Genomic DNA, 24,632 nt, shown 5'->3' on the forward strand with positions numbered 1-24,632 from the left:
TGCTATTGCCAGTTGCCAACCAGCACAAACGGCGACCAATAGGCGGGATGAAAAAAATTGGCATCACCAATCAGTGCTTTCTGGGCGAATTGAAGTGCCTGAGCCTTGCTGAGTTTGGTATCCAGCAGTTTGGCATAGAAATCGGGGGCAAGCTGGGCGGTTGCTGGATCATTAATTGACCATAGGGATGCCAACGCACTTCTTGCTCCTGCTTGAATCGCTACGCCAGCCAGTCCTAGTGTTGATCGGTCGTCTCCGACTGCGGTTTCGCAAGCAGTCAATGTCAGCAGCTCTAGCGGTTCGCGATTACGTGTTTTTTCGCGAATCAGGCGATCGAGTTCAGTCAGCGTTAGCTTCCGGTTTTCGCCAGCAACAATTTCGCCAGTCACAATATAGGTATCGTCTGGATCGGTGCCAAACTTACCGTGCGTTGCTAGATGAATAATTGGGTAAACTGTTTGGCTGAGTTCTTTCTCCATTGCATCGCGATTAAATTGTGGATCCTTCAAGAGTTTACTGCCAGGAATTTTTCCTATTACTCCCCTGAGTTCAGGACCAACTTTTTGTAACGCCGGAAGCCGTTTCTTATCGACAAGCGGGGCTTCCGTTAAGCCCAGTGCCAGCACTCGCAGTCCGCTGCGGTTAAATGGTTTGACATCAATTGCACTACGGCTGGGCGTGGTAGCAACCGCGTACTGCTGAATCAGAAATTGCTTGCCATCGTGCAAAGCTGCCATTGGGACACTGCGTAAAATACCATCTTGCACAAATACCAACGTCTTAATTTGCTTCAAGTCGTTAACAAAGGGCTCAATCAGCCAACGGTACACCTCTTGAGCATCTTGGGGTTTATATACTGGATCTCTAAAGCGTTGTAACCCTTGACGAAAGGCATTGATCTGATTGGTCAGCTCTTGACGCGTAATCTTATGAAGGAAATACTTTTTCTGACCATTAGGCAGGCTTAAAATAACGGCCGTTTGGTTGTCCAGGATGAACGTGTTGATGATAGCGGCAGTTGGATCAACAGCTTGATTTTGGCTGGTCGGATTCGCTACCGTAATGACGCAATCATTGCCGAAGTAATTTTGCAGTTCTGCCAGTCTAAGTGAGTCAATCGCCCCCACAATCCCCTTGAAATTTTCCTCGCTTTTGAACTCTTCAGCTTTAGTTGGGATGGCTTTGATTTGAATGGGCTGTTCCTGCTCTAGTCTGAGCGCAACGAGTTGACGGTAGATGGGCTCGATCGTGTCGCGGAAGTCAAATTGCAGGTCGCGATTGGCTGACAGAATATCGCTGCGGATGGCTTCTAAGGTCGTAACCGCACGCTGGTAGGCGGCGATTGCTGCCTCATTTCGTCCTTGCTTGCGCAGAATGCGCCCGGTCTGCCACTCCCAGAGATACAGACTATCGCTTGCCTTAGAGTGATCGGCGGCAAGACGTGCCTGATTTGTTAGTTGGAGTGCTTGCGGAACGTTACCACGGCACTCTTGCAGATGTCCCTGTTCTCCCAGCGCAAACGATGCGGCACGTTGGTCTTCTAATTTTTGGGCAGTGTCAACTGCCTGTTTAAGTAGCGTTTCCGCCTGAGGCAGCAAAGCTGATTTCAAACAATCGCTACGCGATGATGGTTCCTTGGTCGCGACAGGTTTCAGCAATCGCGCTAAATCAATGGCTGCATAGACGCGCTGTTGACTGTCAGGAACTTCTGCCAGGACTTCCTTTGCCTTCTGGTGGGCTTCCATTGCTGTTGACGTTTTATCGGTACGGTAGTAAGCGGGAATGGCGCTGATCAGCGATCGCAACTCGCCTGCTATATCCTTCTGGCTTCGAGCTAGTTCTAAACCCTGCCTAAAAGACTGCAAGGCGTTTTCGTCATGCTTCTTGCCGATTATCATGAATCGATCTTCTTCTTGACTATCTCCCCGCTGGTTAGCAGATTCGGCGCGACGATAGTTAACCTGAGCAAGGCTGCTGTAGGCAATGCCTAAACTATGTTGGGCTGCAATGCGATAGGCAGGCAGATCTGAAGCTAACTCCAAGCTGGTTTTTAGTAGCGTAGTTGCAGATTCGTAATCACCAAGCAACCGCTGGGCATCGCCCAAACTGCCCAAGGCGGCAGCTTCACCCTTTTTGTCATTGACAGCACGAGCAATTTGAAGGGCACTGTCAGGCAAACAGGCTAATTGCTCGATCTTTGGCAACCGATGATGCACTTCCTGCCCACACAGAAGAGCGATCGACTTGCGGGATTGTCCTAATCTACTGTAAATCTGTGCTTGTTCAGTGAGGCTATGTCCTAATGACTTCAGATCTTTGGTCTGGCGGTAGTAAGCAGTGACTTGCTCCCATTGCTCGATCGCGGCATCACTTTTGCCCAGTTGTTGCTGTGCCCGTGCTAAGTTCTCCTGAATAATGACAACGTTTGCCGGATCGTTCGGGTAAACCTCTAAGGCTGTCCTCCAGCGAGCAACAGCAGTTTTGTAGTCGCCTTTCTGGTAGCGATCGACACCCTGCTGTACGAGTTGGGTGATGGTGGGTGTTTGCGCAGTCGAGACTTGATTCAGTCCTAAGCAGAGGAGGAAGCTACTCAGGTACAGAATTGCGAGGAGAGGGCGGATAGGGTGACGGATTCGCATTCCTCAGGCTCCAGCTTGGGGTGATGTTTTCCTTTATTCAAGACAGCTTATCTGTTGCAATCCTTATCACCATAGCCCTTCACAATATTCTTTGATTCGAGTACCTTTGACTGAACTTGATCGGTTCTATCTTGGAAATCTTAGCCCTCTTCTCTCACTTTCGAAGGTATCAAGCTATGCTTACTAAAAACTGGCTGATTTGGAAATGGCTTTCGGGGCTGACAAGTTCGTTGGCTTTAGTTGGGGTGATGGGAGGAATATGTGGTCGTACCCTCGCTCAAGTTACTGCTGACCCTTCCCTTGACACCACAGTTACTGCTAATGGCACGACCTTTACCATTCAAGATGGCACAACGGTTGGCGGGACGAGTCTGTTCCATAGTTTCAGCATTTTTAATGTTCCAAATGGTGGAACTGCTAATTTTCTCAACCCACTTACCATTACCAACATTTTTGCGCGTGTCACAGGCGGTAGCCTCTCAGATATTCAAGGACGGATTCAATCTCAGGGCAGTACCAACCTCTTTCTAATGAATCCCAATGGTATTGTCTTTGGACAAAATGCCCATTTAAACATTGGAGGCTCATTTGTAGGTACAACAGCAAACGCAATCCTGTTCCCTGGTGGTGGTGAGTTTTCCAAGACATCGCTAGTTGCTCCTCAGAACTCTCTACTAGCGGTCAGTCCCTCCGCTTTGCTATTCAACCAAGTTTCTCCTGCCTCTATCACCAATCAGTCAACTTCAAACCAATTTCGGGTTCCTAATGGACGGAGCCTAGTATTAGTAGGTGGCGATGTAATAGTAAGTGGCAATGTGAACTCAAACACCACTACGGGGTTAGATGCTCCGGGTGGTCGAATAGAACTAGGCGGACTGGCAGGATCGGGCAGTGTAGGACTAACGATTTCCGGTAAAACCTTCAGTCTTAGCTTTCCGTCAGGAAGTCTACTCTCAAATGTGACTTTAGACGACAATGCACGTGTGAACGTGCGAAGTGTTGGAGGAGGAGACATTATAGTTAATGCAAATACCTTCACTGCAACTAATGGTGGACGCCTAGTTGCAGGAGTTGCGCAGGAAGGCAATGAAAATGGAGGTAACATTACTATCAATGCTAATCAAGTCAACATTTCTGGTGACAGGCTTACGACGGGACCCACGTCCGGGCTTTACAATGCAACTCTGGCTGATATCACCAACAATACAGGCGGCAATTCAGGCGACATTACTATCACGACTGGATCAATTTCTGTAACTAATGGTGGTCAAATAGAAACCAGTACTTTTGGCAGAGGGAATGCTGGGACTGTAACTATCACAGCTCGTGATACGGTTTCCATTGATGGGGCAGGTACTGCTTTATCGCGAGATGGAGCAGGACGTCCTACTCCATCTAGTGGTATTTTCAGCCGAGTTCGAGAAGATGCTGTTGGTAATGGAGGCAGTGTCAACATTACAGCAGGCTCGCTTTCTGTAACCAACGGTGGTCACTTGGAAACTAGTACTTCTGGTAAAGGAAATGCTGGAACTATAACGATTACCGCTCGTGATGCAGTTTCCTTTGACGGGATATCCCAAACCGGAGTAGGCAGTAATAAGCTATCAGATAAATTCTCTAGTGGTGCCTTTAGCCGTGTGGATCAGAACGATGATGGCACAGTGGGTGTGGGTAAAGCAGGTAGTATTAGCATCACAACAGGTAAGCTCTCTGTAAGCAATGGTGCAGTCCTAACTACTAGCTCTTTTGGAAAGGAAGGTGCAGGCAGTATAGTCATCAACGCCTCCAATACAGTCTCTTTCATTGGCGAAAGTCCTGAGTTTCGCGTTGCTGAAAAAGGTCCCACCTTCCTTTCTAGTGGTGCATATAGCCGGATATTAAAGGACGGCGCAGGGCAGGGGGGAAATATCAGCATTAGCACAGCAAAATCTCTCTTTGTAAAGAATGGTGCAGTCATAAGCACCAGTAGTGCAGGGCAAGGAGGGAATGCAGGAAACATCCAACTCTCTGCCCAAAATATTGTTTTCGATGGAATAGGTAATGGTAAAAGACCTCAAGATAGACAATCCAGCGGTGTATTTAGTACATTAAAAGATCCAGCCTCCGGACAAGGCGGTAGCATTAAGATCACAACAGGATCACTCGATTTGTTTAATGGCGCTGTTGCAATTGCCAGTACTCGTGGTCAAGGAACCCAAGGGAGCATTGAAGTTCGGGCTACTGATTCAGTAACGCTTTCTGGAGCTAGCTTCGGAAAAGATGGAAATGGTCAATCTAGTGGCTTATTTACACCTACTGAGGTAGATGCAGTCGGTTCGGGAGGGACTATTTTTGTTGAAACTCCTATCTTTCGCGTAAAAGATGGAGCAATTGTCAGCGCTCGAACTCTTAATAACAGTGATGGAGGTAGCATTACCATCACTGCAAACACTTTTGAAGCTATCAATGGTGGGCAAGTACTCACCCAAACTCAAAGCGGTGGTAATGCAGGAAATATCACGCTTAACATCTCAGATAGTATTACTCTCTCTGGTAGCGATCCTACTTATGCAGATCGGCAGCCTCTTTATATAAATCGAAGTGATAATGAATTAATTGATCAAGTCTTTGTTCCTAACCAAGGACCTGTTAGTGGGCTATTTGCTAGTACATCTTTTGACTCTGAGGGAAATGGAGGTAACGTGCACCTTCGCACGGCTAACCTCAACATAACCAACGGTGCACGAATCTCCTCGGAGAGCCTGGGATTCGGTAGAGCCGGCGATATAACTATTCGTGCCAACGGAAACTTGATTGCTAACAACGGTAGCATAGTCACCGCATCTGATCGCTCTACAGGTGGTGCTATTAATATTTTTGCTAAATCTGTCCGTCTTTTTGGTGATAGCGACATCACTACTAATGTTCTTCAGGGCACAGGAGGTGGAGGCAATATCACCATTACTGCTCCTAAATCCATCCTTGCCTTCAATGACAGTGATATTTTGTCTTTTGCCCGTGATGGACAAGGCGGTAATATCAATACTCCTAATACTCCTGCCTTCTTCGGGCAAAACTATCGACCTGCACCTGTTGGGACTAATCCTCGCACATTGGATGGTAACAATCGCGTTGATGTCAACGCCAGCGGCAAAGTTTCGGGCATCATCACCATTCCCGACACGACCTTTATCCAAAATAGCCTCACCCAACTGCCACAAAATCTGATCGACCCAAACACGTTGATTGCCAATAGCTGCATCGTTCGCGGTCGCGAGCATGGGCAAAACGACACCTTTCTCGTTACAGGTTCCGGTGGTCTACCCGTGCGTCCCGGTGATCCACCGCCAGCATCTTTTGCAACCAGGGAAGTGCGATCGCTCCCAGAAGCTCAAACCAATCAATCATGGAAGCTAGGCGATCCGATCGTTGAACCGCAAGGTATTTATCGCTTAGCTAGTGGACAGTTGGTCATGAGTCGGGAGTGCGCGCCTTGAAAAGAGCGGTTGTTACTATTATCAGTCTTACCGTTCTACTGAGCAAGTCGGCGATCGTCGCTGCCCAATCGGCCCCACAGGTTGACATTACAGTGCCATCGGCCCCACCCATCGATCAAACTATTTCGAGACCTTCCCAATCTCCGAATCTGCCTCCCATTGCGCCCAATCTTACACCATCACCCAATTTAGAAACATCCCCTACGCCTGCTCCATCTGAGCTACCTGTGACCAGTGGTGAAAGCTTTTTAATTAAGAAAATCGAGATCGTCGGCAACCCAACTGTCTTGCAGCACGAGATTGCTGCACTCGTGAAACACTACGAAGGCAAAGAGGTAACGTTTGAAGACCTCCTGAACCTACGCGCTTGTATTACCCAACTCTACATCAGCAGAGGTTACATTACTTCTGGTGCATTCTTGCTGAATCAACCATTGGATCAGGGCGTTGTACAGATTCAAGTGGTGGAAGGCACACTAGAACCAATTGAGATTGACGGCTTAACTCATTTACGAGAGCGCTATGTGCGGAGCCGTTTAGAGCGGGCGACTAAAGCACCACTGAACCGTCAACGGCTCGAAGAAGCGCTACAACTGTTGCAGCTTGATCCGCTGATTGCTCAGGTCAACGCCGAACTCACCGCCGGTACGGGACCCGGTCGCAACCGTTTGCACGTCACCTTACAAGAAGTATCACCATGGCATATCGGTTTTGCAACCGCGAACGATCAACCGCCCAGTGTTGGTTCCATCGCTGATAGCGTCTATGCCTCTAATGATAATTTACTCGGCTTTGGTGACCGCCTCACCGCCAACTACGGCAAAGGTGAAGCACTCGACCTCCACAATTTCAGTTATACAGTGCCTTTCAATGCGCTCAACGGCACAGCCAGCATCAGCTACGGCAACAACAGCAGTGAAATTATTGAAGAACCCTTTCAGGATTTAGGCATTCGTAGCAAAACCCATACTCTCTCCCTCAGCGTCCGCCAGCCCGTACAGCGATCGCCAAGTAGTGAATTTGCGCTTAGTTTAGGACTTGATTTGCGACGCAGTCAAACCTTTATTTTGAATGATATTCCGTTCTCGTTCTCTGAGGGTCCGGATAACGGTGAGTCGAAAGTGTCAGTGATTCGCTTTGCTCAAGAATGGACCAATCGCACTACCACACGGGTGTTGGCAGCACGATCACAATTTAGCCTTGGCATTGACGCCTTTGATGCCACCGTAAACGGTCTTGTCACTGACGGGCGCTTTTTCGCGTGGCAAGGGCAGTTTCAGTGGTTGCAGCAGTTGTCGCCCAGAGTCGTGTTAGTCAGCAGTGTGGCGGCTCAACTAACTCCCGATTCACTGCTGTCTTTAGAGCGCTTTAGCCTGGGTGGCATTGATACAGTACGTGGCTATCGGCAAAATCAATTGGTCTCAGATAATGGCGTGGTCGGTTCCTTAGAGCTGCGCTTTCCCCTGACTAAAAATCCGAGTCTTTTGCAGCTCACCCCCTTCATCGAATTTGGCAATGCCTGGAACAATCGTGATGCTAATCCTGATCCTCAAGCGATCACCAGTATCGGTGCCGGCTTACGTTGGTTGCCTAGCCCCGGCTTGGAGGCGCGGGTAGACTATGGCATTCCGCTGATATCAGTTGATAATTCGGGCAACTCGGCACAAGACAATGGTCTTTACTTCTCCCTACGTTATCAGCCCTTTTAATGCGTTCCGGCCCCCTCGCGGCGGTCAGGAAATACTACCTCAACAGCAATCAAATCCAAACCCGAAAGAGTGGTTGCCAGTGTCGTACTTGCTGAAGTTACCGGATGCCATGAGGATTAGGGACGGCGGCAGGATACGATATTAATTTGAAAATCCCACGCCGTTAAGCTGCCGCTGAAGCATCTTGAAGTTGCACAGAGACTTGATAGCCCAGCGTTTCTAGCCGCTTGACTAAGCGCTTGGCAGTGGCTTCCAACGTTGCTGGTCAAAATAATGTGCTCCCAGTTGACGGTAGGGTTCTTGTCACTTAAAGGTCTAGAACCCTGCCATCAACCGCTCGAGACTGACAATATTGTCCTAAGACGGCTAAACAGATCCATCAACTCACAGTCGCTCAATAGACTACGAGAGGACTTGCCATAGGTTGACTCGAGAAAGTTTTGGAATTGGAAGGTATCCCAGCTTAATCGCAAAACTTCCACATCGATGCTTGCTAGCACACTTGCAAAATCAACGAGCTGCTCTTGTGGAAAACTTCCTATTGTGCCAGTTAAATCGTCCAAACTCTCTGGCATTAGCTCTTGAGAAGCATCAGTGCCCTCAACAGTTGTGACACTTTCGGTCAACAGGTCGCGGCGGGATGAATGATGAGGATAAACAGATAAAAAGTTAGCCAAGACAGATTCACAAGCCCAACCCTTCATAAATTTTTTGTAGGTGTAAAATTCCTTGTCTTCAACGGGTTTTGACAACTCTGTACTTTTAGCTTCTGAAGTAGCAAAACTGGCCAAAACTGTTTCTGAGTCAGGTATTTTACACGTTTCGTTCTCATAGTCGGATTGATGTGAGGGATGCCATAGCTCTAGATAGCGATAGAGGGTTTTCGTACTGACTCCCCCTTGCTGAGCGATCGCCTTAGCTCTGGCCGTTGCATTAGGCGGCAACTGCTTCTGTTCTTCTAAGTGCTTAAATGCTGCTTTAATACGTTGCTGTGCGTCTTCGGAACGAGCAAGGTTGAATGGAACTACGTTATTGTTTCCATCACTGTGAAGGGTGCCTAATCGCTTAGGAGAGCTGCCTAGTGGCCAGTAATAGCCCTCAGCGGCTCGTGCCCAAACCTGCGATCGCAAGGTGATTTCATGTTGGTGCCTACACCACTGTTGATAACCAGGAGAGCTGATAGCAGTTTGGTGAACGTGCTTTGCTAAGGCTTCGGCAGTTAATCCTTCAAACACCACGCCATAGCAAGCAATCGTTTTGAGCAAATGATTAGTCTGACCATGCCCAGTCCAGCCCTCCTGTATATCGCCCAAAAGGTCCTGCTGCCAGTCCCCAACAATATTGCTACGGTGCCGCTTAGTTTTGCGATTTGCTCTAGCTGTCGCGATCGCGCTCCTTAGTTCTTCTAGAGCTTGACCTGCTGCTGCGGTGTCCCATTGTTGGAAAAAGCTCTCTAGGTCATCGCTAATCGGGTTGTAGTCATTGTCTAGTAAGCAAGAACCAGATGCAGGTTGGAGGGGGAGGCGATGAGCGTTGTATTCGGTATAGGTGCCGGGTAAAGCATAGGCTTTGCAGTTAGGGAAGATTTCCAACTGTCCTGGCTTAACAATGAATCCTTGAGCTTCTAAGCATTGCTTTAGAGCACTTGCTAAGCCAAAGGTAGGAACCTCTTCAGGTAGCGGAATGTAAAGGTGCAAACCTTCGGACCAACTAGAACGAACCAGAATGCTACGGTAGAGTCCAATTGTTTCAAGGGCAGTCCTGAGCGCTTTGACTGCCTCTGAGTCTTGCGTTGGGTGATAGAGACTTTCATAATCAATATCGATGATTCCATAGCGGGTCTGGCCAGAAAATCTAACCCCTATTAATTGGGCTGAATCCTGCCACAATCGCCACAACACCCGAGGCCTTATAGGATGCTTGGTAATGGTCTGCCACTGTGGGTCTGGTTCATTAACGCCCAGAATTGCTTGCCAAAGGTAGGGAAAAGTTTCACACAGTCGTCTACCCAGTGGGCTTAAAGGCAAAGGCTCAGCTCGTTTAGTTTTTCTAGAGGAGTTAACCGTCAACGCTACACCTTCTTTTTGATAGATTAAGCAGAGTTTTATTTGACCAAAGGCATATAGAGAGGGAATAGAACTACCACCATGAAGTAATTCCACTTCTTGAGGCAGGCATGTATGATAGAGGGAAGGACTTAATCACAGTTAAGCCAAGACTTAATTTACCAGATAAAATTCAGTCTTGAACGAAAAAGCTATGAACTTTTCCCAAGCTCTTGATCGGACTCTCGAAGAATTTGGAATCTCGGCTAAATGGCTTGCTGAGCGTGCAGGCGTATCTCAGCAGATGATTTCGCAATTTCGGAATGGGCAACAGCGGGTCTATAACGACTCTTTGGAGAAGATGTTGGCTCATTTACCAAGTGAAGCGAAGCAATATTTTTTCAGTCAACTAGGCGCATCTTCTTCTGGCCTAGAGGCAGCGATTGAAGAAATGGATAACGATCAGTTATCTCATCTGCTCCTTGCAATTGCGGGCAAACTTAAGCATGGCAAAGCTGGTTCTAGACAGTTACTTGGCGTCTAGTCAGCTCAATTTGTAGCGATTCAAGAGCGTTGAAGGGTGGGCTACGAAAGTAGTTCTAGCTGTTTTCGTGTCGAAGCAAACTTGAGTAGGGCTATCAAAACATAAAAAGCGATCGCATCATAAAGAGCATCGCTTTTTCGTTCGGGTGTTTTTCGCTAAAGCAGCTGAAACTCAAGCTGTTCAAAATTCTCCGGTTTTAGGGTTTTAGGCTTGCTTTCCCACTCTTCCGCTAAATCTGAATAGTAGGCATCATCACGCTCCCATCGATCCCAGCCCATTTCTACTTCTTTATCAGGCAGCTCGTCGGCTACATCTTCAGCCGTCCAATCAATCCAACGGCCCCAGCGAATCTCAGACCATGCAGGAAAATCGGGTTCCCATCCAGTTAATAATTCGGCAGGCCGCTTATCAATACAAAGGCCTGAGCTGGTCATCACCCGATAACTTGGACCATCTGCTTTGAGTTGACGCTTGACGATAGCACAAGGAAAAATGCCTAAGGCATCTTGGTAGAAAGCGATCGCATCTTCCTCAAACTCTGGGTCAATTGTCCTTGTCTTCAGGATCATGTGAAGTACACCAACCAAATATGCCGCTAGAGCCAAAGTTAGTTGCATCGTTATTGCAGTCCCGTTCCTGACAATCTGAGCGCTGCTCTCGTCCTTGCACACGGTTAAGGTCTGCTTTTTCTTTGCCTCTAGCACGGTCATACTCCTTTTGTTGCTCTTCGTTGCGATCTGGAGTCCACCCTCCGCCAAGCCATCTGAACATAGTTTAAGATGCTCCTTCAATTTTGACTCGATTTATTTAGTGCTTCGTAAGGTCATCAAAGGTATTCGTTATTAACTGAACCACTACGGTTCGGTATCTAAGGCATTAATCTCTAGCCTCCACTTGGTTGGCCCAGCTAACGGTAAAAACACAGAACGTTCTAACAAATTCTTTGAGCAGCTCTGAGAGAAGCTGTTGTGCGACAACGTTGAGAGACTTGCAGCAGTTTCTGTACTTTTGAATATTTCTCGAATAAAAGCATAGAAATAAGGTAAAGTAAAGTACTTTACCCAGCCTTACATTACTAGAGATAGGATTATGAAGTTCTTCGAACCCGTCTCTATGCCAACTACTCAAGAAAGCCTGACCGTCTATCTCTCTCCTGAAGTAAAAGCGAAGCTGGCTGAATGGGCTAAGCAGGAGCAGCGATCCATGAGCTTTCTCGCAGCAAAACTGATTACTGAGGCAATAGAAACGTGGGAGAAAAATGCAGCAAAGAGTTAAAGCCTTTTCATAGGCAGTCAACACGAGAGCTGCCAATCAAATCCATCTAGCTATTTGTAAGCTTCGTTTGAAAAGCTCGTAGTTGAAAATTTACCCTAAGTGGGCTTGAGAGGGCTTCGTTCATGACACATAAGCGTATTGCAGTAGCAGCTCGAAAAGGTGGCGTAGGCAAGACAACGATCGCCTGCGGCCTTGCTTCTGTCCTTGCCAAAAAAGGGCAGAGAGTTTTAATTATCGATCTTGACCCTCAATCGAATGCAGCTTACGTTCTCGGAACCAATCCCACTGCTCCAGGAACAGCGGAGCTGCTTTCAGGTGGTTCTCCATCGTTTTTAGAGGCAGTACCAAAGCTACATGTCCTACCAGGAGGCCCCGATCTAGCAGGACACAATATCCAATCACTTGACCCAGAAGATTTAGCAGATGCAGTAGCAGCACTGGAATACGACGCAATCATCTTTGATTGTCCACCTGGCGTTGAGTATCTAGAGCGTCTAGGTTTAGTTGCTGCTGATATTGCGTTGGTTTGTACTGATGCGCATCCATTGGCAGTGATGGGAGCAGGGCGGGTTTTGAATGAGCTAAAGCTACGCCAGCAGAAAGGTCGTCGCGGTGCCAAACGTTGGGCATTAGCGCTGAGCCGAATTGACCTTAGACGATCGATGGATCAAGCACTGGATGAGCAGTTAGCCAGTACCTATCCATCAATTAAGCGCTTCATCGTACATCAAGACTCTTCATTGGCCTGGGCAGCTGCTGAACGCGTTCCGATCATGGAGTACGATGCAAACTGTAAAGGCGCAAAAGATTTACAAGCGATCGCGGACTGGGTGCTAAATGGCTAAACGACGGACTAACAGTGCAGCCTTATTTACTGAAGCAGCCAATACTGCTGATGCGATTCATCAGCAGGACCAAGCGATCGCAGCTAAGGTTGAACAGGAACGAGCCCAGAAGACAAAACTTCCGCTTGATCGCATCCATCCTAGAGAAGCTGACACGAGACCCATTCGGCCCGAGCACGTTGCTGATTTGGCTGAGTCGATCGCAGCATTAGGTTTGATTGAACCACTTGTAGTGGATAGCAAAGGCGTTCTGCTCGCTGGTGCCCATCGTCTATCAGCAATTCAATTTCTTAGAGAGCAGAATCCTGAACTTTACACTCAGCAGTTTCCAGACGAGCTAATTCAGGTCCATATGATGGCCTTTGATGCTGAAGAGGAACCTGAGCGAGCATTACAAGTCGAGCTTGCTGAAAATGAAAAGCGGGTGAACTATACCCGTGACCAAATTGAACGTTTAGCTGAACGCTTACGCAGCTTGAATTATCGAGAGGTACGAGGGCGGCCTAAAGAAGGAGAAAAAGCTCTTGGGCCTGCCTTAGCTGTTGCGATCGGAGTTTCGACCCGCTACGTCCGTAAAGTACTGAGTGACCAACGACAGGACATTACCGAGGAAAAAAATAGGAACTCAGATCCTATTTTTCAAAAGCTAAAGCTTTTAGGCAAAATTGAGGCGGTGTTAGAGGAGCTAACAGCGTTGCCAGAGTCAGAACAACCAACTCGCTCAGAAAAGGCTCTATCCAAAGCTATTCCTACTTTTCTCAAAACCGTAAGAAACAATATCAACGAAACTAAAGTGGTCGTAAAGAAGCGGGAGTAATCCTACCAGAACAAAGAATTGCTCTGGCAGGATTGAAAGCTAAGTACAAAACGGAGACAACTTTGCGTTTCCATTCAATTGATTTCCCCAGCGAGGGGGGACTTTAAGTAATTTAGCGATCGCAACTTATCTGAGCAAATAAAATGAACATTTCCATTCAATTGATTTCCCCAGCGAGGGGGGACAGACTGTGGCGCAGAGAGCAGGAGCCGACCGTGAGCAGTGAGTTTCCATTCAATTGATTTCCTCAGCGAGGGGGGACCTGCATGAGATGAAAGCAGATCCCGATATTTATCTAAAATCTTCCCATTCAATTGGTTTCCCCAGCGAGTGGGGAGAAATGACGATTCAGTGGTAGACGCATTTGCTGACCTTGGCAAGTTTCCATTCAATTGATTTCCCCAGCGAGGGGGACCCCCAACTGGGCAGTTGGCCTTCTAGACTTCTTCAGTCAATTTCAAGTTTCCATTCAATTGATTTCCCCAGCAAGTGAGGACAAGAATACGCTGTCTTAGATTTTAAGAAATTCACTCACATGTTTCCTTCCCCAGCGAGTGGGGATCTGTTTAAGGAATACGTGGAAAATTACTTAGAAAGGTTTTCATTCAATTATTTCCTCAGCGAGTGGGGACCTAAGCGGTTACGGAGTCAACAAACATAAGCGAGGGAACTATCAGGAGTTTCTATTCAATTGATTTTCCCTGCGACTGGGGACGCTTAGTACGATAGGAAGTGTAGTCAATCAATCAAAACGTTGCCATTCAATTGGTTTCCCCAGCGAGGGGGGACTGTGAGGGTGCGATCGCGGAGAATATGTTCCGCAAGGACATAACGTTGCCATTCAATTGGTTTCCCCAACAAGGGAAAGCTACCATGACTATGCTTGCCGGAATCGCTGAAACTGGGGTGTTGCCATTCAATTGATTTCCCCAGCGAGTGGGGACTACTGGCGATCTCAGTACCTAGCAGACAAAGGTTTCCCTAGTTTCCATTCAATTGATTTCCCCAGCGAGTGGGGACCAGACGGAGTGTACAGGTCATGGCAGCGATAACATTTAACGCAGGGGGTTTCCATTGATTTGATTTCCCCAGCGAGTGGGGAGTTATTATTATCAGACATCATTGTTCACGGCAAATTAAAGTTTCCATTCAATTGGTTTCCCCAGCGAGGGGGAGATTCAAGGGCGTGTGGCCGAGCGGTACAGGCACTCAACTCATGTTTCCATTCAATTAGTTTCCCCTGCGAGGGGGGAATCCAGGTAACGGGAAAGACTTAGCAAGTGTAGTAGTTAAAGGGAAGTTTCCATTCAATTGGTTTCCCTCGGTGGGAAACCCAACGTCGAAGCGTTCGCGGCTGGCACACAGGATTAGTTTCCATTCAATTGGTTTCTCCTACGAGGGGGAGGTTGCTATCCAACCTAATTCAAGAGCAGTTCTCCTATTTCCATTCAATTGGTTTCCCCAGCGAGGGGGGAGTTACCGAGGGCGAGTTTATATCTATGTCCCTAAATCACAGTTTCCATTCAATTGGTTTCCCCTGCGAGGGGGGAGGTGATGAATCAAGTGAACCCTACCAAGATATTTACGAGTTTCCATTCAATTGGTTTCTCCTGCGAGGGGGGACTTGTCGATGCCAATACCGCAGCCCAAATGGTTCAGTTTCCATTCAATTGATGTCCCCTGCGAGTGGGGAGAGCGAGCGCACCAACATGAGTAAAGAGCTGATGGATTTCACGGTTTCCATTCGATTGGTTTCCCCAGCGAGGGGGGAGAACCAGTAAATATTCCTCCGGCTGAACCGGAAGTTTAGTTTCCATTCAATTGGTTTCCCCGGCAAGTGGGGAGCTACCAACATAACCCGACTTCCGCCGCTTGTCCGACCTCGTTTCCATTCAATTGGTTTCCCCAGCGAGTGGGGAGTAAATCATGCCACGCTAACCCCCGAACTCGGAGGGTTTTTTAGTTTCCATTCAATTGGTTTCCCAGCGAGGGGGGAGCCACCACATTTGTCCAGCTTGCTAAAGTCCCAGCTTAAGGTTTCCATTCAATTGGTTTCCCCAACGAGGGGGGACTGCTGCGCCTAAGGGTTGCGGAAGTGCGATCGCTGGTTTCCATTCAATTGGTTTCCCCAGCGAGTGGGGACCCGTCAGGTTTCACTCAAGTGTGAATTCCGCCACCTCGGTTTCCATTCAATTGGTTTCCCCAGCGAGTGGAGACGAGACACTAAACTTCCTGCCGCCGCCGCGATCGCAAATGGTTTCCATTCAATTGGTTTCCCCAGCGAGTGGGGACGTTTCTACCCTGAGGACATCAAAGACGCGGATTACCTAAAAAATGGTTTCCATTCAATTGGTTTCCCCAGCGAGTGGGGACCCCCTCTATTGAAGACCTTGATACGCCTGCTGTCTAGAAGGTGATTGCGAGGGATCAGTTTTTGGGCTTTCTATTATCAAACTAGATTGAGATAAAAATCTCTCAAAGCCAATCACAGCAATACATCGAGGGTTTCCACCAATTAGCGTCATCCTAGCCATTTTTTCCATTCCTTGCAACTACCCTAGCCATATCGTGACAACAACTGTTGAGCTGCTGCTTGGTGTTTCTCCACAAGTTCTTGGGGTGTCAGTACCTGAGCGTACTGCATAAAACGGTTCACCCAGCGGACAAACTCATCAAGCGATCGCTCCGGCAACTTGATCGTATAGTCTACATGTGTCACCTCCCCCTGGGCTCCCTTGCCCTTGTGAATCGTCTGCTGGGGGTGCCGCTGCTCCCCCTCCAAAATAAAGGCTGTAACAGGTGGGAAAAAGCGTACTGTCACCGCTATTAAAGATAACTGTCCCTCTCGTTCTAACCGTTGCTGCTCCGGCGATCCTAGAAATAAGCCCCAACCTGCTGCCAGGAGATCATGGGCGACGTGTAGCCTTTCGCACTGAGCCGTTGTTCCCCGGTTTTCAATCGGCAGCAATTGCCAATGGTCACTAAAGCGATCGACTCGCCCAATCGCTAGGTGCTGATTTTTGTAATGCTCATACACCAAATACCAAGCCACATCTGCATAGATCAATTGCAGCGGCCACACCTGCATATAACCCACTTGGTGGGGATTATAAGGACTCTTTGCTCGACACAGCTCGATCGCTTGACCTTGAGTAATTGCCGTCTCTAAGGCACCAAGATGGTGGAACAACGTCCTGCGATATTGCCCCTTCCGCATCATCTCTTCAGGGTCAGTGTGTACAATAACTCGATTTAATTGCGAGCGCACCGGATAGAAAAGTTGGCCACCTGACTCTAAATTCAGACCCCGTAAACGTCGCGATAGATCCCGATACATTTGCCGCACGCGAGAATCACCTTGAGACTCTGCCTGAGTTGCCAATGCTTGTAAGGCCATCTGTAATTCTTCTCGGCGCATTGCTCCAGTGCCCAAGTAATAACCCCAACGATACATCCGCCGATCCAAAACTCCGTAATGTCGCAGTGTCTCTAGATCCTTACGCAAGGTAGGAATTGCACAGTAAGGGAGATCAATCTTGTAAATCTGGGCAATCTTTTGTAAAGCCTCTTGGACTGCTTCCAGCGATTGGTGGTGCCCCTCCGCCGTCTTTTCTAACATTAGCTCGGCACCGCCAATACCAGGGTAGTGAACGAATGTAGCAATCAAACACAGCAGCCGCTCGAAAGCACTGCGATCGGAATAAGCGTGAAGCTGAGGCTTTCTAGCCATTACAAATCACTTGTCAATAAAAAGAAAATATTCATTCTTAACTTAGATATAACTCAAAAACCCCGTATTCATGAGAACTTCAACTACCTGTAGGGAATTACTAAAGATAGTTTCTACCACGAGCGTATAATCGTGGGCTTCGGTTAGAGTCAAATCTAGCAATTGTGCTCCGGAAGGGAATTACCTGTGGGTCAAGCATATTGGCAAGCAAAAATTTGGGGTCTTCTACATGACCCTGTATTCAAGGCACTTCACAACAACACAGGGCGGGGGGGTAACAGCTTTTGGCAAAACCTTGCTGTGATGCAGGAGTGGAAAGACAACAATTGGGACCCTGAAACGAGGAGCGGCACTGCACTCAAGCATATTCATCTAGCAGATTACATTACCTCTGCTAGCGATCGGGGAGCGATCGGCACGCTCTTGGATGCAATTAACTATGACGCTGATGGGTTAGAAATTTCACACCTCCTCTCTGGTGCCAAGCTTGCTTGGAAGCTTCAATCCGAAACCCACGATCGCCTGCTTCAGCCCAAACGAGCTGACTATCTCAACCTTATCGAAACTGATCTCCTCCCCAAAGCCATCCGAGACGAGTTAGACATTCGAAAAGTATTTTGGTGGCTGTGGCGTTGCCTACCAACTCAAGCTTGTCAAAAATTAGGCGGAGATGAATCCCTATTACTCATGCCTGCGGAAACCCGCTTACCAGATAGTTCTATCTGGAGTCACGCTAGTTTAACCGCTGCCTTATCAGGTGCTTTAGCTGGCTACAATCTCACATCTGCTGAAATTGCTCAATGGCCCAACGGTCAACAACCATCCCATCCGTATCTCGCAGCATTTAGCTTTACACCCATTCAAGAACTCATCAAAGCCAGCCGCAAGATGCGCGACTTTTGGGCTGGTTCCTGGATCTTGCATTACCTCTCGGCCAAAGTTTGTTGGACTTTAGCTAGTAAATATGGCCCCGATAGCTTGGTGTATCCCAGCTTATTTCAGCAACCGCTGATCGATCACTGGTTATTGCAGCAGTGGCCAGAGTTTGAGGAGTGGATTCCGCAACCCCAAGACCAGAAACTGCTTACGGCTGGGTTTCCCAATGTGATTGTGATGGTACTGCCTAAAGACAAAGTACAAGCAGCCATGCAACTGGCTGAAGAAACCCTCAAACATGAGTGGCTAGAAATTGGGCACTTAGTTCTGGCAGAACTCCAAGGCAATCGCGCCTGGATGCGGGCTCTCCAAGAAGATCATAAAACATGGAAAGGCTGGTTAAGTCGGCAATGGCAAACTTACTGGAGTGCTGTCGCGATCGGTAAAGAGGGAGAGCCTTTCAAAAACTCAGCTATCCCTGAACTACAGGAGCCAGAGTTTCAGCCGTGGATGGATGCCCAAAACCGTGCTTACGGCGCAGGAAGCGATCGCCAGTTATTCCAAGTTGCAGAATTAGCCTTTCTTCGAGCCGCTTACGAGCATCGCTTAGATACTCAAGGACGCAAGTTTAGTGTCAACGTTGGCTCTTGGTGGCCTTATGTTTTCGATCGCACTCGAGCTTCCCTGGCTGCCGTCAAAAATGCTCGCACCTGGGAGCTACCTACGGCATTTAGTGTTCGCTCCACAGTATCGGGTATTGGCTCCGCAGTGCATCCCGGCGAAGATTGGATGCCTGAACGCAAGGTGAAGCAACTCTGGAAACACCATGCTGGGTTATTCGATGGTCGTGAACAACTGAATGCAACTGAGACACTCAAGCGCGGATTACACAAAGTCCTGCCCAAACTGCTACAGCGAGACCAGATTGCAGTCACCTATCCTGACTTAAGCGCAGGGGTTGCTGGGTATCTCAAAGTGTCTAACCATTCCGCACTTCAGCATTTCCGTCAAGCTTGTGGTGAGCTTGAAGAGAAGCTGAAAAAAGAGGGCTTAAAGGAAGTCTTGCAGATCATAAAAGAAGAGCGTTGGGGCATCCCTTGGATTGATGCAAACCCACTGGAAGCTTATAGAAACTATCATTCCCGATACTTAAATCTAGGGTGGTTGCTAGAAGATGCAGATCAATCGGAGCGCCTCAACGATTCTGAAAATAAAGTTCGAGAACGAACCCAACAAGTCTTAGATCGTTACTATCCTGCTAACAATCCCGCAGATTGGTATGTGCTTGCTGCTGGAGATGGTGACAACATGAGCGAGTGGCTCAAAGGGATGAAACTAGAAGCTTATCAAGCTTATGTACCTTCGACACTTAAACCTTCTAAACCCCTTGAAGAGACATTTGAGAAGTTCTTAGAGCAAACCAAACGAATGGGGCCATCCACCCACGCTGCCTTAAGCCGTGCCTTGCTTGATTTTTCCAACCAACTAGTGCCGCATCTCACCGAACAACGCTATGCCGGACGCCTAATTTATAGCGGTGGCGATGATGTACTCGCCTATACAAATCTGTGGGAATGGGATCAATGGTTATGGGATATCCAGCAATGTTTTAAGGGAGACCATGATCCAGAAAAAGCTAGACTGGAGTTACAGCAGGGGAATACTTCCGATTCTCAGGGGTACTTCAAGCGAGATGGAGACTATTGGCTCTGGCAAGGAGACCCCAAAGTTATTACTCCCCGTCCTCTATTTACCTTAGGCCAAAAAGCCACCATTAGCTTTGGTGTGGTTATTGCCCATCATTCCGTCCCCTTAGCGATCGCCTTAGAAAGGCTTTGGGAAGCTGAAGCCCAAGCGAAGAAACATTGCTCTCCAGAGGGTGAAGTCAAAGACGCGGTGCAGGTGCGGGTTCTGTATGGCAACGGCAATATGTTAGAGGCAACCACAAAATTCAAGGCGTTCGATTACTGGCGATCGCTCCTCGATTTTGCCGAGATTGATCTAGATCCAGCATTATTCGAGCAAGCCGCACAAGTTTGGAGTCAACATCCCGTACCGATGCCAGAGGCAATTTCACCGTGGACACAAGCCTTCTGCGATCGCCGCGATCTCTTTCAAGGAAAAACGGAGATACAAGCACGTTTCCAACAACGTCTTGTGCAATTCCTCACGAAAATTTGGCAGACCACACCTGAAGCAGATCTCGATCTAGCAGTGCAAAGCTGGCTCAAGCTTGCTGCTTTTGTCTTGCGGAAGCGCTGTATCACTATCCCATCAGGAGGACAGCCTTAATGCATTGGTACACGCTAACTCCTCTCGATGTACTGCTATTTCGTGATGCCAAACCTTTTACACCTGGGGAACGAGCTTGGGCTGGTAGTATTTTTCCACCAACTGGCCATGCGATCGCTGGAGCACTACGCGGACTGTTACAAAAGACGATTGCACTAACACTCAAGGGACCGTTCCTCTGCCGTGAGGAAACACTTTACTTCCCTCGTCCCTTAAATTACGTAGGAACAAACTCTCTTGCTCCCGCTACTTGGTTGCAGCAGCAGGCAGATGCTCAAGGGGAAGATCATCCTTGCCAACAAATTCTCTGGGATCGGCGTCAACCCGTGCCTCTCCTGCCAGCGGAGAAAACCCAATCGCCTGAGGATCTAGATGCAGCAGTTTATCGGCAATATTTACCATACAGTTCGGCAATGAAATTGCTCAATAGCCAAGCGCTAACAGCAGCAGATTGGCGGTGTGGCAACGGAGAACGTCCTCAACCTTGGACGGTGGAAACCCGACCGCACAATACCCTACTAGAGGGCAAGCGCCAAGTGAAAGAAGCCGATGGTTACTTTGTGGAGAACGCCATTCGTCTTGACCCAGGCTGGAGTTTAGCAATTGCGGTCGATGAGGACACCCACAAAAAAATTCAAGCCCAAGGTGATCCGTTGCTACTCCGTTTAGGAGGTGAAGGCCATCGAGCCTTACTCGAAGCGTCTGAACCGCTGAACCAGCAATGGAAGGAGATCCAAGTCCAGTCACAAAACAATTGGCAGCAAGCCGCCAACGCTCAACAACACCCTCCTGAGCAAAGGCGATCGCTTGCTTATTTAATTACTTCTGGCGTATTCGAGCGAAAACACAATGGAGCGTCAACCTGCCGAGCTTGGCCGTGGGAGTGGAAACTCGCTCATTCAGTGAATATCAATCAAAACCCCGGTCCCTTAGTCAGCGTTGCAACAGAACGCCCTGTGCCCATTAGCTGCCGATTCCGCGATCGCGATGACGGTACGAAAAGCATCCCTGCCCCTCAGGTATTTGCTGCCCCTCCAGGCAGCGTCTACTACCTAGAGCGTCCCGCCCCGCTCTTCCAAGATCAAGCAACGTTGGATAATGATCAACCCAACAAAGTCCACATCTGGCGGCAACTTGGTTACTCAGAACTACTTTGGATTCCCTACGGAGCAAGCATTCATGATTAGTAACCTCACCTACCTCTACCTGCTATCCCCACTGCATACAGGCGGAACAACTCAAGAAGGCAATTTATTAGGGATCGCCCGTGAGTCGCATACAGATCTCCCTTATATTCCCTCTAGCACAATTCGAGGACGCATAAGAGCTAGTACTGAGGTTGATAAAGCTTTACAGTACAGGCTCTTTGGTACTGAGTTAAGTAGTGCTGCCCAGCTAGAGCAAGGTGCAATTTGGATTGGGGATGCCTCCATTCTCTGGTTGCCTATCCCCTCTCTTAGTCATGGTGTTATCTGGATTAGTTGTCCTTTGTTACTACAACGTTGGGCCAGACTCAACAGGATCGAGGGGGCAATTCCAGCAGAGTATAGTACTAATCTGCCAACCCAGCGGCCTGTCTATCTGAAAGATGCCATTCTCAAGTCCTCTGAGTTAAAGTCGTGGACTTCGTGGGAAACTTTTCTGCCTCAGACAGTGCAAGCTCAAACCATCTCGATTCAACGTGTTTTAGTTTTACCTGATCAGCATTGTGCAACCTTAATTCAGATGAGCCTTTGGCGGCAAGTCAAGATCAAGCTAGATGCTCATAAAACAGTTGAAGGCGGCTTCCGTTACGAAGAAGCAATTCCACCCGATACGCTCATGTATTTTCCCTGGGGAGTAACAAGTCAAGCAAACGGCACTGCCCAGCAGGCTCGGGTTGACTTTGAGGAATTACTGGTGAGTCAAAGCATCGTTCAGATTGGTGGCCAAGAAAGCTTAGGTCGCGGCTTTGTACAGCAGTGGTTGGCAAATTCAGGCAGCAATTAAGAGGAAAGGACAATGTCATTTGATCCACGCACAATGGGTAAGCCTGTATATGTTGCGCTCAGCCAGCTACACCAACAGTATCAACAGGATGAAACTCGCCTAAAAGAGCAAAAGAACCAAGCTGTTGAGCTTTATACGTATCTCTCTACCTGGGGCATGTTGCGCTTGAAAGCAGAGGAGCAAGCTCTCAGCCAAGATGGTAAAAAAGATGTTGTCAAAGCATTTTTTCAATGTCTAGAGCAGGTTTCAGAAGTTTCTCAGTTAGCTGGAAGCGATGGGTTGGAAACTTTAAAAGATCTGAATACAGATGAATATTTAGGCCTAACAGGTTTAGGTTTAGCGATCGCAAGAGAGTTTAGTTTTTGGGCAACAGCAGTATATAGTGGCATTGAGGGAGAAGCTTAAATGGTCTTTGAACGCCCCAAGAGACCTGGGCAGGAAAACCCCGTTCCCCCAGCCAGTCAGCGTCCTAAGCCACCTGTTCCGAGAACTTCCGGCGGTAGTATTTCACGTGACCCCGATCAGCGGTCTAGAAGTGGGGGTCGTGGAGGAAGTAATGGTGGGAACGGAGACAATGGCGATGCTGCTGACAATGAACCTTCACCGTGGTTAGAGCATCCGCTCGATCGATCTCCAAACCCAGCAGCGGAAGCTAGCTTTATAGAGTATTTACGTTGGATGCGCTCGCCAGGTAGCCCCTACAAAGATCCGACGAAACTGCAAATTATGCAAATGGCAGAAGAGTCAACCTACCGCGATCGCCTCAATCACCTAACTCAGCGGACCCGCTTGATTGCGGGTGAAAACAACTTTTTTCAAGTAGCTTGTCCTTGGCGAATCCGGGTTGGCGGTCATCGAGGGCCTGAAAGTATTCTGTTACCTGCCTTCGATGCCTTGGGAATGCCTTACATCCCATCCAGTACGTTGCGAGGCGTAGCCAGAGCGCAAGCAATCCGTGAGTTTGTAGCTCAGGGTTATAGCTGGAAACAAGCTGAGAGACAGGTAGCACCTTGGTTTGGTTCTTTAGATGCGGAGGGAAGCGATCGCAGCGGAAAGGTCATCTTTTTAGATGCTTATCCGCTCCCTCAGAAAGATGCAAATCATGGGGGGTTATCTGTAGACATGGCCAATAATATTTGGTCATGGGACGCAGCAGGCCAGGAATTAAACTATTCACCGAATCCCAATCCCTTCTTCTCCTTAGAAAAACCTATTTTTCTGATTGGCATTCGCCCAACTCCAGGTTGTGATCCAAAGACTTTAAGACGAGTGCAGAACTGGCTCTCAGAGGGGCTTCAGCAAGGCATTGGCTCTCAGATCAACACGGGTTATGGCAGTCTCAGGCGTGCTGGAAAAGCAGGCTCTACTCCGCGTTTCTTTGAAGTTGAGTTTACTTTAGAAGGCCAGCTCATCCACGGGCGGCAAAAATTCACGCAATGGGCCTGGAATGAGCGTCGCCACGAGTGGCAAATGCGAGGCCAACCTAGGGCTGAGGTACGTCCGACTGCCTTTAAATCAATGCTGCGCTACTGGTTTCGGGCACTAGCTTTAGGGGTTTTGCCCACTAGACAAGTGAAAGAGCTTGAGGCTCAGCTATTTGGTTCGATTAGTCCACAAAAGCGAGGTTGGCTAACGGTTCAAATTACAGAGGGTCAAGTCATTCACCTAGAAGCCCGACCGAACCACGCAGGAAAGCAAGACCCGTGCGGCGAGCAATCGGGACAATTAATTCTGGCCTATTCTTCTGAAGCGCCTGCCGAGCAGCAGCAGACAATCGCTCAACTCTTTCAACCTTTGACTTGGCTGATATTTCATCTGGGCGGCATTGGGCAAGGGGCTAGACGGCCTTGTTATTCGCGCCAAACTAGAGAGCGGGCACCCTGGTGGCGTGGTTCAACGCTAATTCCAGAGGCTCAGGACAGTTTTTGGGAGTTGCCTGAGTCTGTACAAGAGTTTCAGCAACTCTTCCGCCAACGATTGCATAGTTTTTATACGGCCCTGCAACAAATAGCGAATCGCCCACTGAATCCTAATGCGCCCTTAACGCTCGGCCCGGTCAACCGCGATCGCTGGGCAGAGGCAGTCGATGGCAATTGTCAGATTCTGGTTTGTGCAGGACCGGAAGATTTTGATAAGCCTTATGCCCTTGCTGTGTTGCACAGTCAGGATCTGAAAGATTGCGATCGCAGTGATAAGCCTGGTTACGATCCCAATCTTTGCGGCACGACCAATCGACCTGTCAAACCTTCGCCTGTTTGGATTGCCAACTTAGGAGACTACCAAGTTGTAACCGTTTTTGGGGCCACACAAGATCCTCGCAAACACTATCTGCAAGAACTCAAACAGCGGGCTGGTCGGCAAAATTTCGCTCAGATCTGGCCACTCTCATAGTTAT

General features: G+C 48.4%; 18 protein-coding genes. 12 read left to right on the forward strand and 6 right to left on the reverse strand.

What is annotated here, in order from left to right:
• Window positions 1-2: 2 nt before the first annotated feature.
• Window positions 3-2,639 carry a CHAT domain-containing protein gene (locus tag H6F90_RS21630; RefSeq protein WP_190554273.1) on the reverse strand — a complete coding sequence of 879 codons (2,637 nt, stop codon included), beginning with the start codon at window positions 2,637-2,639 and terminating at the stop codon, window positions 3-5.
• A gap of 176 nt (window positions 2,640-2,815) precedes the next feature.
• Here H6F90_RS21630 and H6F90_RS21635 point away from each other — a divergent pair, with 176 nt between their 5' ends.
• Both H6F90_RS21635 and H6F90_RS21640 read left to right on the forward strand, forming a co-directional pair.
• Window positions 2,816-6,115: a filamentous hemagglutinin N-terminal domain-containing protein gene (locus tag H6F90_RS21635; RefSeq protein ID WP_190554274.1), complete on the forward strand. Its 3,300-nt coding sequence runs from the start codon at window positions 2,816-2,818 to the stop codon at window positions 6,113-6,115.
• On the forward strand, window positions 6,112-7,824 hold the full coding sequence (locus tag H6F90_RS21640; protein WP_199296093.1) for a ShlB/FhaC/HecB family hemolysin secretion/activation protein: 1,713 nt from the start codon (window positions 6,112-6,114) through the stop codon (window positions 7,822-7,824). Before H6F90_RS21635 ends, H6F90_RS21640 begins: the two co-directional genes overlap by 4 nt.
• Before the next feature lie 329 nt (window positions 7,825-8,153).
• Here H6F90_RS21640 and H6F90_RS21645 read toward each other — a convergent pair whose 3' ends face one another.
• On the reverse strand, window positions 8,154-9,986 hold the full coding sequence (locus H6F90_RS21645) for a hypothetical protein (RefSeq protein WP_190554276.1): 1,833 nt from the start codon (window positions 9,984-9,986) through the stop codon (window positions 8,154-8,156).
• Window positions 9,987-10,083: 97 nt separating this feature from the next.
• On the opposite strand from H6F90_RS21645, the gene H6F90_RS21650 reads away from it, so the two are divergent.
• The gene (locus H6F90_RS21650; RefSeq protein WP_190554277.1) at window positions 10,084-10,413 is read left to right on the forward strand and encodes a helix-turn-helix transcriptional regulator; all 330 of its coding nucleotides are present in this window, start codon (window positions 10,084-10,086) and stop codon (window positions 10,411-10,413) included.
• A gap of 155 nt (window positions 10,414-10,568) precedes the next feature.
• Here the strand turns inward: H6F90_RS21650 and H6F90_RS21655 are convergent, their stop codons facing one another.
• Both H6F90_RS21655 and H6F90_RS21660 read right to left on the reverse strand, forming a co-directional pair.
• Entirely contained in the window at window positions 10,569-10,982 is a 414-nt protein-coding gene (locus H6F90_RS21655) for a hypothetical protein (RefSeq protein WP_190554278.1), read from the reverse strand.
• Window positions 10,957-11,184, reverse strand: a complete 228-nt coding sequence (locus tag H6F90_RS21660) for a hypothetical protein (RefSeq protein ID WP_190554279.1) — start codon at window positions 11,182-11,184, stop codon at window positions 10,957-10,959. The genes H6F90_RS21655 and H6F90_RS21660 overlap by 26 nt, the downstream gene beginning before the upstream one ends.
• A 318-nt stretch (window positions 11,185-11,502) precedes the next feature.
• On the opposite strand from H6F90_RS21660, the gene H6F90_RS21665 reads away from it, so the two are divergent.
• The 3 genes from H6F90_RS21665 to H6F90_RS21675 all read left to right on the forward strand — a co-directional run bounded on the left by H6F90_RS21665 (window position 11,503) and on the right by H6F90_RS21675 (window position 13,350).
• Window positions 11,503-11,688 (forward strand): hypothetical protein, encoded by a 186-nt coding sequence (locus H6F90_RS21665; protein WP_206756201.1) that lies wholly within the window; start codon window positions 11,503-11,505, stop codon window positions 11,686-11,688.
• 122 nt (window positions 11,689-11,810) lie between these two features.
• Window positions 11,811-12,533 (forward strand): ParA family protein, encoded by a 723-nt coding sequence (locus tag H6F90_RS21670; RefSeq protein WP_190554281.1) that lies wholly within the window; start codon window positions 11,811-11,813, stop codon window positions 12,531-12,533.
• Window positions 12,526-13,350, forward strand: a complete 825-nt coding sequence (locus H6F90_RS21675) for a ParB N-terminal domain-containing protein (protein ID WP_190554282.1) — start codon at window positions 12,526-12,528, stop codon at window positions 13,348-13,350. Before H6F90_RS21670 ends, H6F90_RS21675 begins: the two co-directional genes overlap by 8 nt.
• A 738-nt stretch (window positions 13,351-14,088) precedes the next feature.
• Here H6F90_RS21675 and H6F90_RS31220 read toward each other — a convergent pair.
• On the reverse strand, window positions 14,089-14,211 hold the full coding sequence (locus H6F90_RS31220) for a hypothetical protein (RefSeq protein WP_255525037.1): 123 nt from the start codon (window positions 14,209-14,211) through the stop codon (window positions 14,089-14,091).
• A 1,302-nt stretch (window positions 14,212-15,513) separates the two neighbouring features.
• On the opposite strand from H6F90_RS31220, the gene H6F90_RS21680 reads away from it, so the two are divergent.
• The gene (locus tag H6F90_RS21680) at window positions 15,514-15,681 is read left to right on the forward strand and encodes a hypothetical protein (RefSeq protein ID WP_190554283.1); all 168 of its coding nucleotides are present in this window, start codon (window positions 15,514-15,516) and stop codon (window positions 15,679-15,681) included.
• A 226-nt stretch (window positions 15,682-15,907) separates the two neighbouring features.
• On the opposite strand, the gene H6F90_RS21685 is transcribed toward H6F90_RS21680, so the two are convergent.
• The gene (locus tag H6F90_RS21685; RefSeq protein ID WP_190554284.1) at window positions 15,908-17,080 is read right to left on the reverse strand and encodes a YafY family protein; all 1,173 of its coding nucleotides are present in this window, start codon (window positions 17,078-17,080) and stop codon (window positions 15,908-15,910) included.
• Window positions 17,081-17,266: 186 nt separating this feature from the next.
• Here H6F90_RS21685 and cas10 point away from each other — a divergent pair, with 186 nt between their 5' ends.
• From cas10 to H6F90_RS21710, 5 genes are read left to right on the forward strand one after another with little or no spacing between them, the layout of a single operon-like run.
• Window positions 17,267-20,248, forward strand: a complete 2,982-nt coding sequence (cas10, locus tag H6F90_RS21690) for a type III-B CRISPR-associated protein Cas10/Cmr2 (protein WP_190554285.1) — start codon at window positions 17,267-17,269, stop codon at window positions 20,246-20,248.
• On the forward strand, window positions 20,248-21,435 hold the full coding sequence (locus H6F90_RS21695; RefSeq protein WP_190554286.1) for a type III-B CRISPR module-associated Cmr3 family protein: 1,188 nt from the start codon (window positions 20,248-20,250) through the stop codon (window positions 21,433-21,435). Before cas10 ends, H6F90_RS21695 begins: the two co-directional genes overlap by 1 nt.
• Window positions 21,428-22,237, forward strand: coding sequence for a type III-B CRISPR module RAMP protein Cmr4 (cmr4, locus tag H6F90_RS21700; RefSeq protein WP_190554287.1), 810 nt, complete (start codon window positions 21,428-21,430; stop codon window positions 22,235-22,237). The genes H6F90_RS21695 and cmr4 overlap by 8 nt, the downstream gene beginning before the upstream one ends.
• A gap of 12 nt (window positions 22,238-22,249) precedes the next feature.
• The gene (locus H6F90_RS21705; protein WP_190554288.1) at window positions 22,250-22,642 is read left to right on the forward strand and encodes a hypothetical protein; all 393 of its coding nucleotides are present in this window, start codon (window positions 22,250-22,252) and stop codon (window positions 22,640-22,642) included.
• Window positions 22,643-24,628, forward strand: a complete 1,986-nt coding sequence (locus H6F90_RS21710; protein WP_190554289.1) for an RAMP superfamily CRISPR-associated protein — start codon at window positions 22,643-22,645, stop codon at window positions 24,626-24,628.
• Window positions 24,629-24,632 lie beyond the last annotated feature (4 nt).

The sequence above is a fragment of the Trichocoleus sp. FACHB-591 genome (assembly GCF_014695845.1).
Taxonomy (GTDB): domain Bacteria; phylum Cyanobacteriota; class Cyanobacteriia; order FACHB-46; family FACHB-46; genus Trichocoleus.

Excerpts from the sequence above, each read along its gene's own strand:
- H6F90_RS21670 (WP_190554281.1), top strand. The coding sequence starts at position 11,811 with ATGACACATAAGCGTATTGCAGTAGCAGCTCGAAAAGGTGGCGTAGGC.
- H6F90_RS21665 (WP_206756201.1), top strand. The coding sequence starts at position 11,503 with ATGAAGTTCTTCGAACCCGTCTCTATGCCAACTACTCAAGAAAGCCTG.
- H6F90_RS21655 (WP_190554278.1), bottom strand. The coding sequence starts at position 10,982 with ATGATCCTGAAGACAAGGACAATTGACCCAGAGTTTGAGGAAGATGCG.
- H6F90_RS21710 (WP_190554289.1), top strand. The coding sequence starts at position 22,643 with ATGGTCTTTGAACGCCCCAAGAGACCTGGGCAGGAAAACCCCGTTCCC.
- H6F90_RS21660 (WP_190554279.1), bottom strand. The coding sequence starts at position 11,184 with ATGTTCAGATGGCTTGGCGGAGGGTGGACTCCAGATCGCAACGAAGAG.
- H6F90_RS21705 (WP_190554288.1), top strand. The coding sequence starts at position 22,250 with ATGTCATTTGATCCACGCACAATGGGTAAGCCTGTATATGTTGCGCTC.
- H6F90_RS21675 (WP_190554282.1), top strand. The coding sequence starts at position 12,526 with ATGGCTAAACGACGGACTAACAGTGCAGCCTTATTTACTGAAGCAGCC.
- H6F90_RS21650 (WP_190554277.1), top strand. The coding sequence starts at position 10,084 with ATGAACTTTTCCCAAGCTCTTGATCGGACTCTCGAAGAATTTGGAATC.
- cmr4 (WP_190554287.1), top strand. The coding sequence starts at position 21,428 with ATGATTAGTAACCTCACCTACCTCTACCTGCTATCCCCACTGCATACA.
- H6F90_RS21695 (WP_190554286.1), top strand. The coding sequence starts at position 20,248 with ATGCATTGGTACACGCTAACTCCTCTCGATGTACTGCTATTTCGTGAT.
- H6F90_RS21630 (WP_190554273.1), bottom strand. The coding sequence starts at position 2,639 with ATGCGAATCCGTCACCCTATCCGCCCTCTCCTCGCAATTCTGTACCTG.
- H6F90_RS21685 (WP_190554284.1), bottom strand. The coding sequence starts at position 17,080 with ATGGCTAGAAAGCCTCAGCTTCACGCTTATTCCGATCGCAGTGCTTTC.
- H6F90_RS21635 (WP_190554274.1), top strand. The coding sequence starts at position 2,816 with ATGCTTACTAAAAACTGGCTGATTTGGAAATGGCTTTCGGGGCTGACA.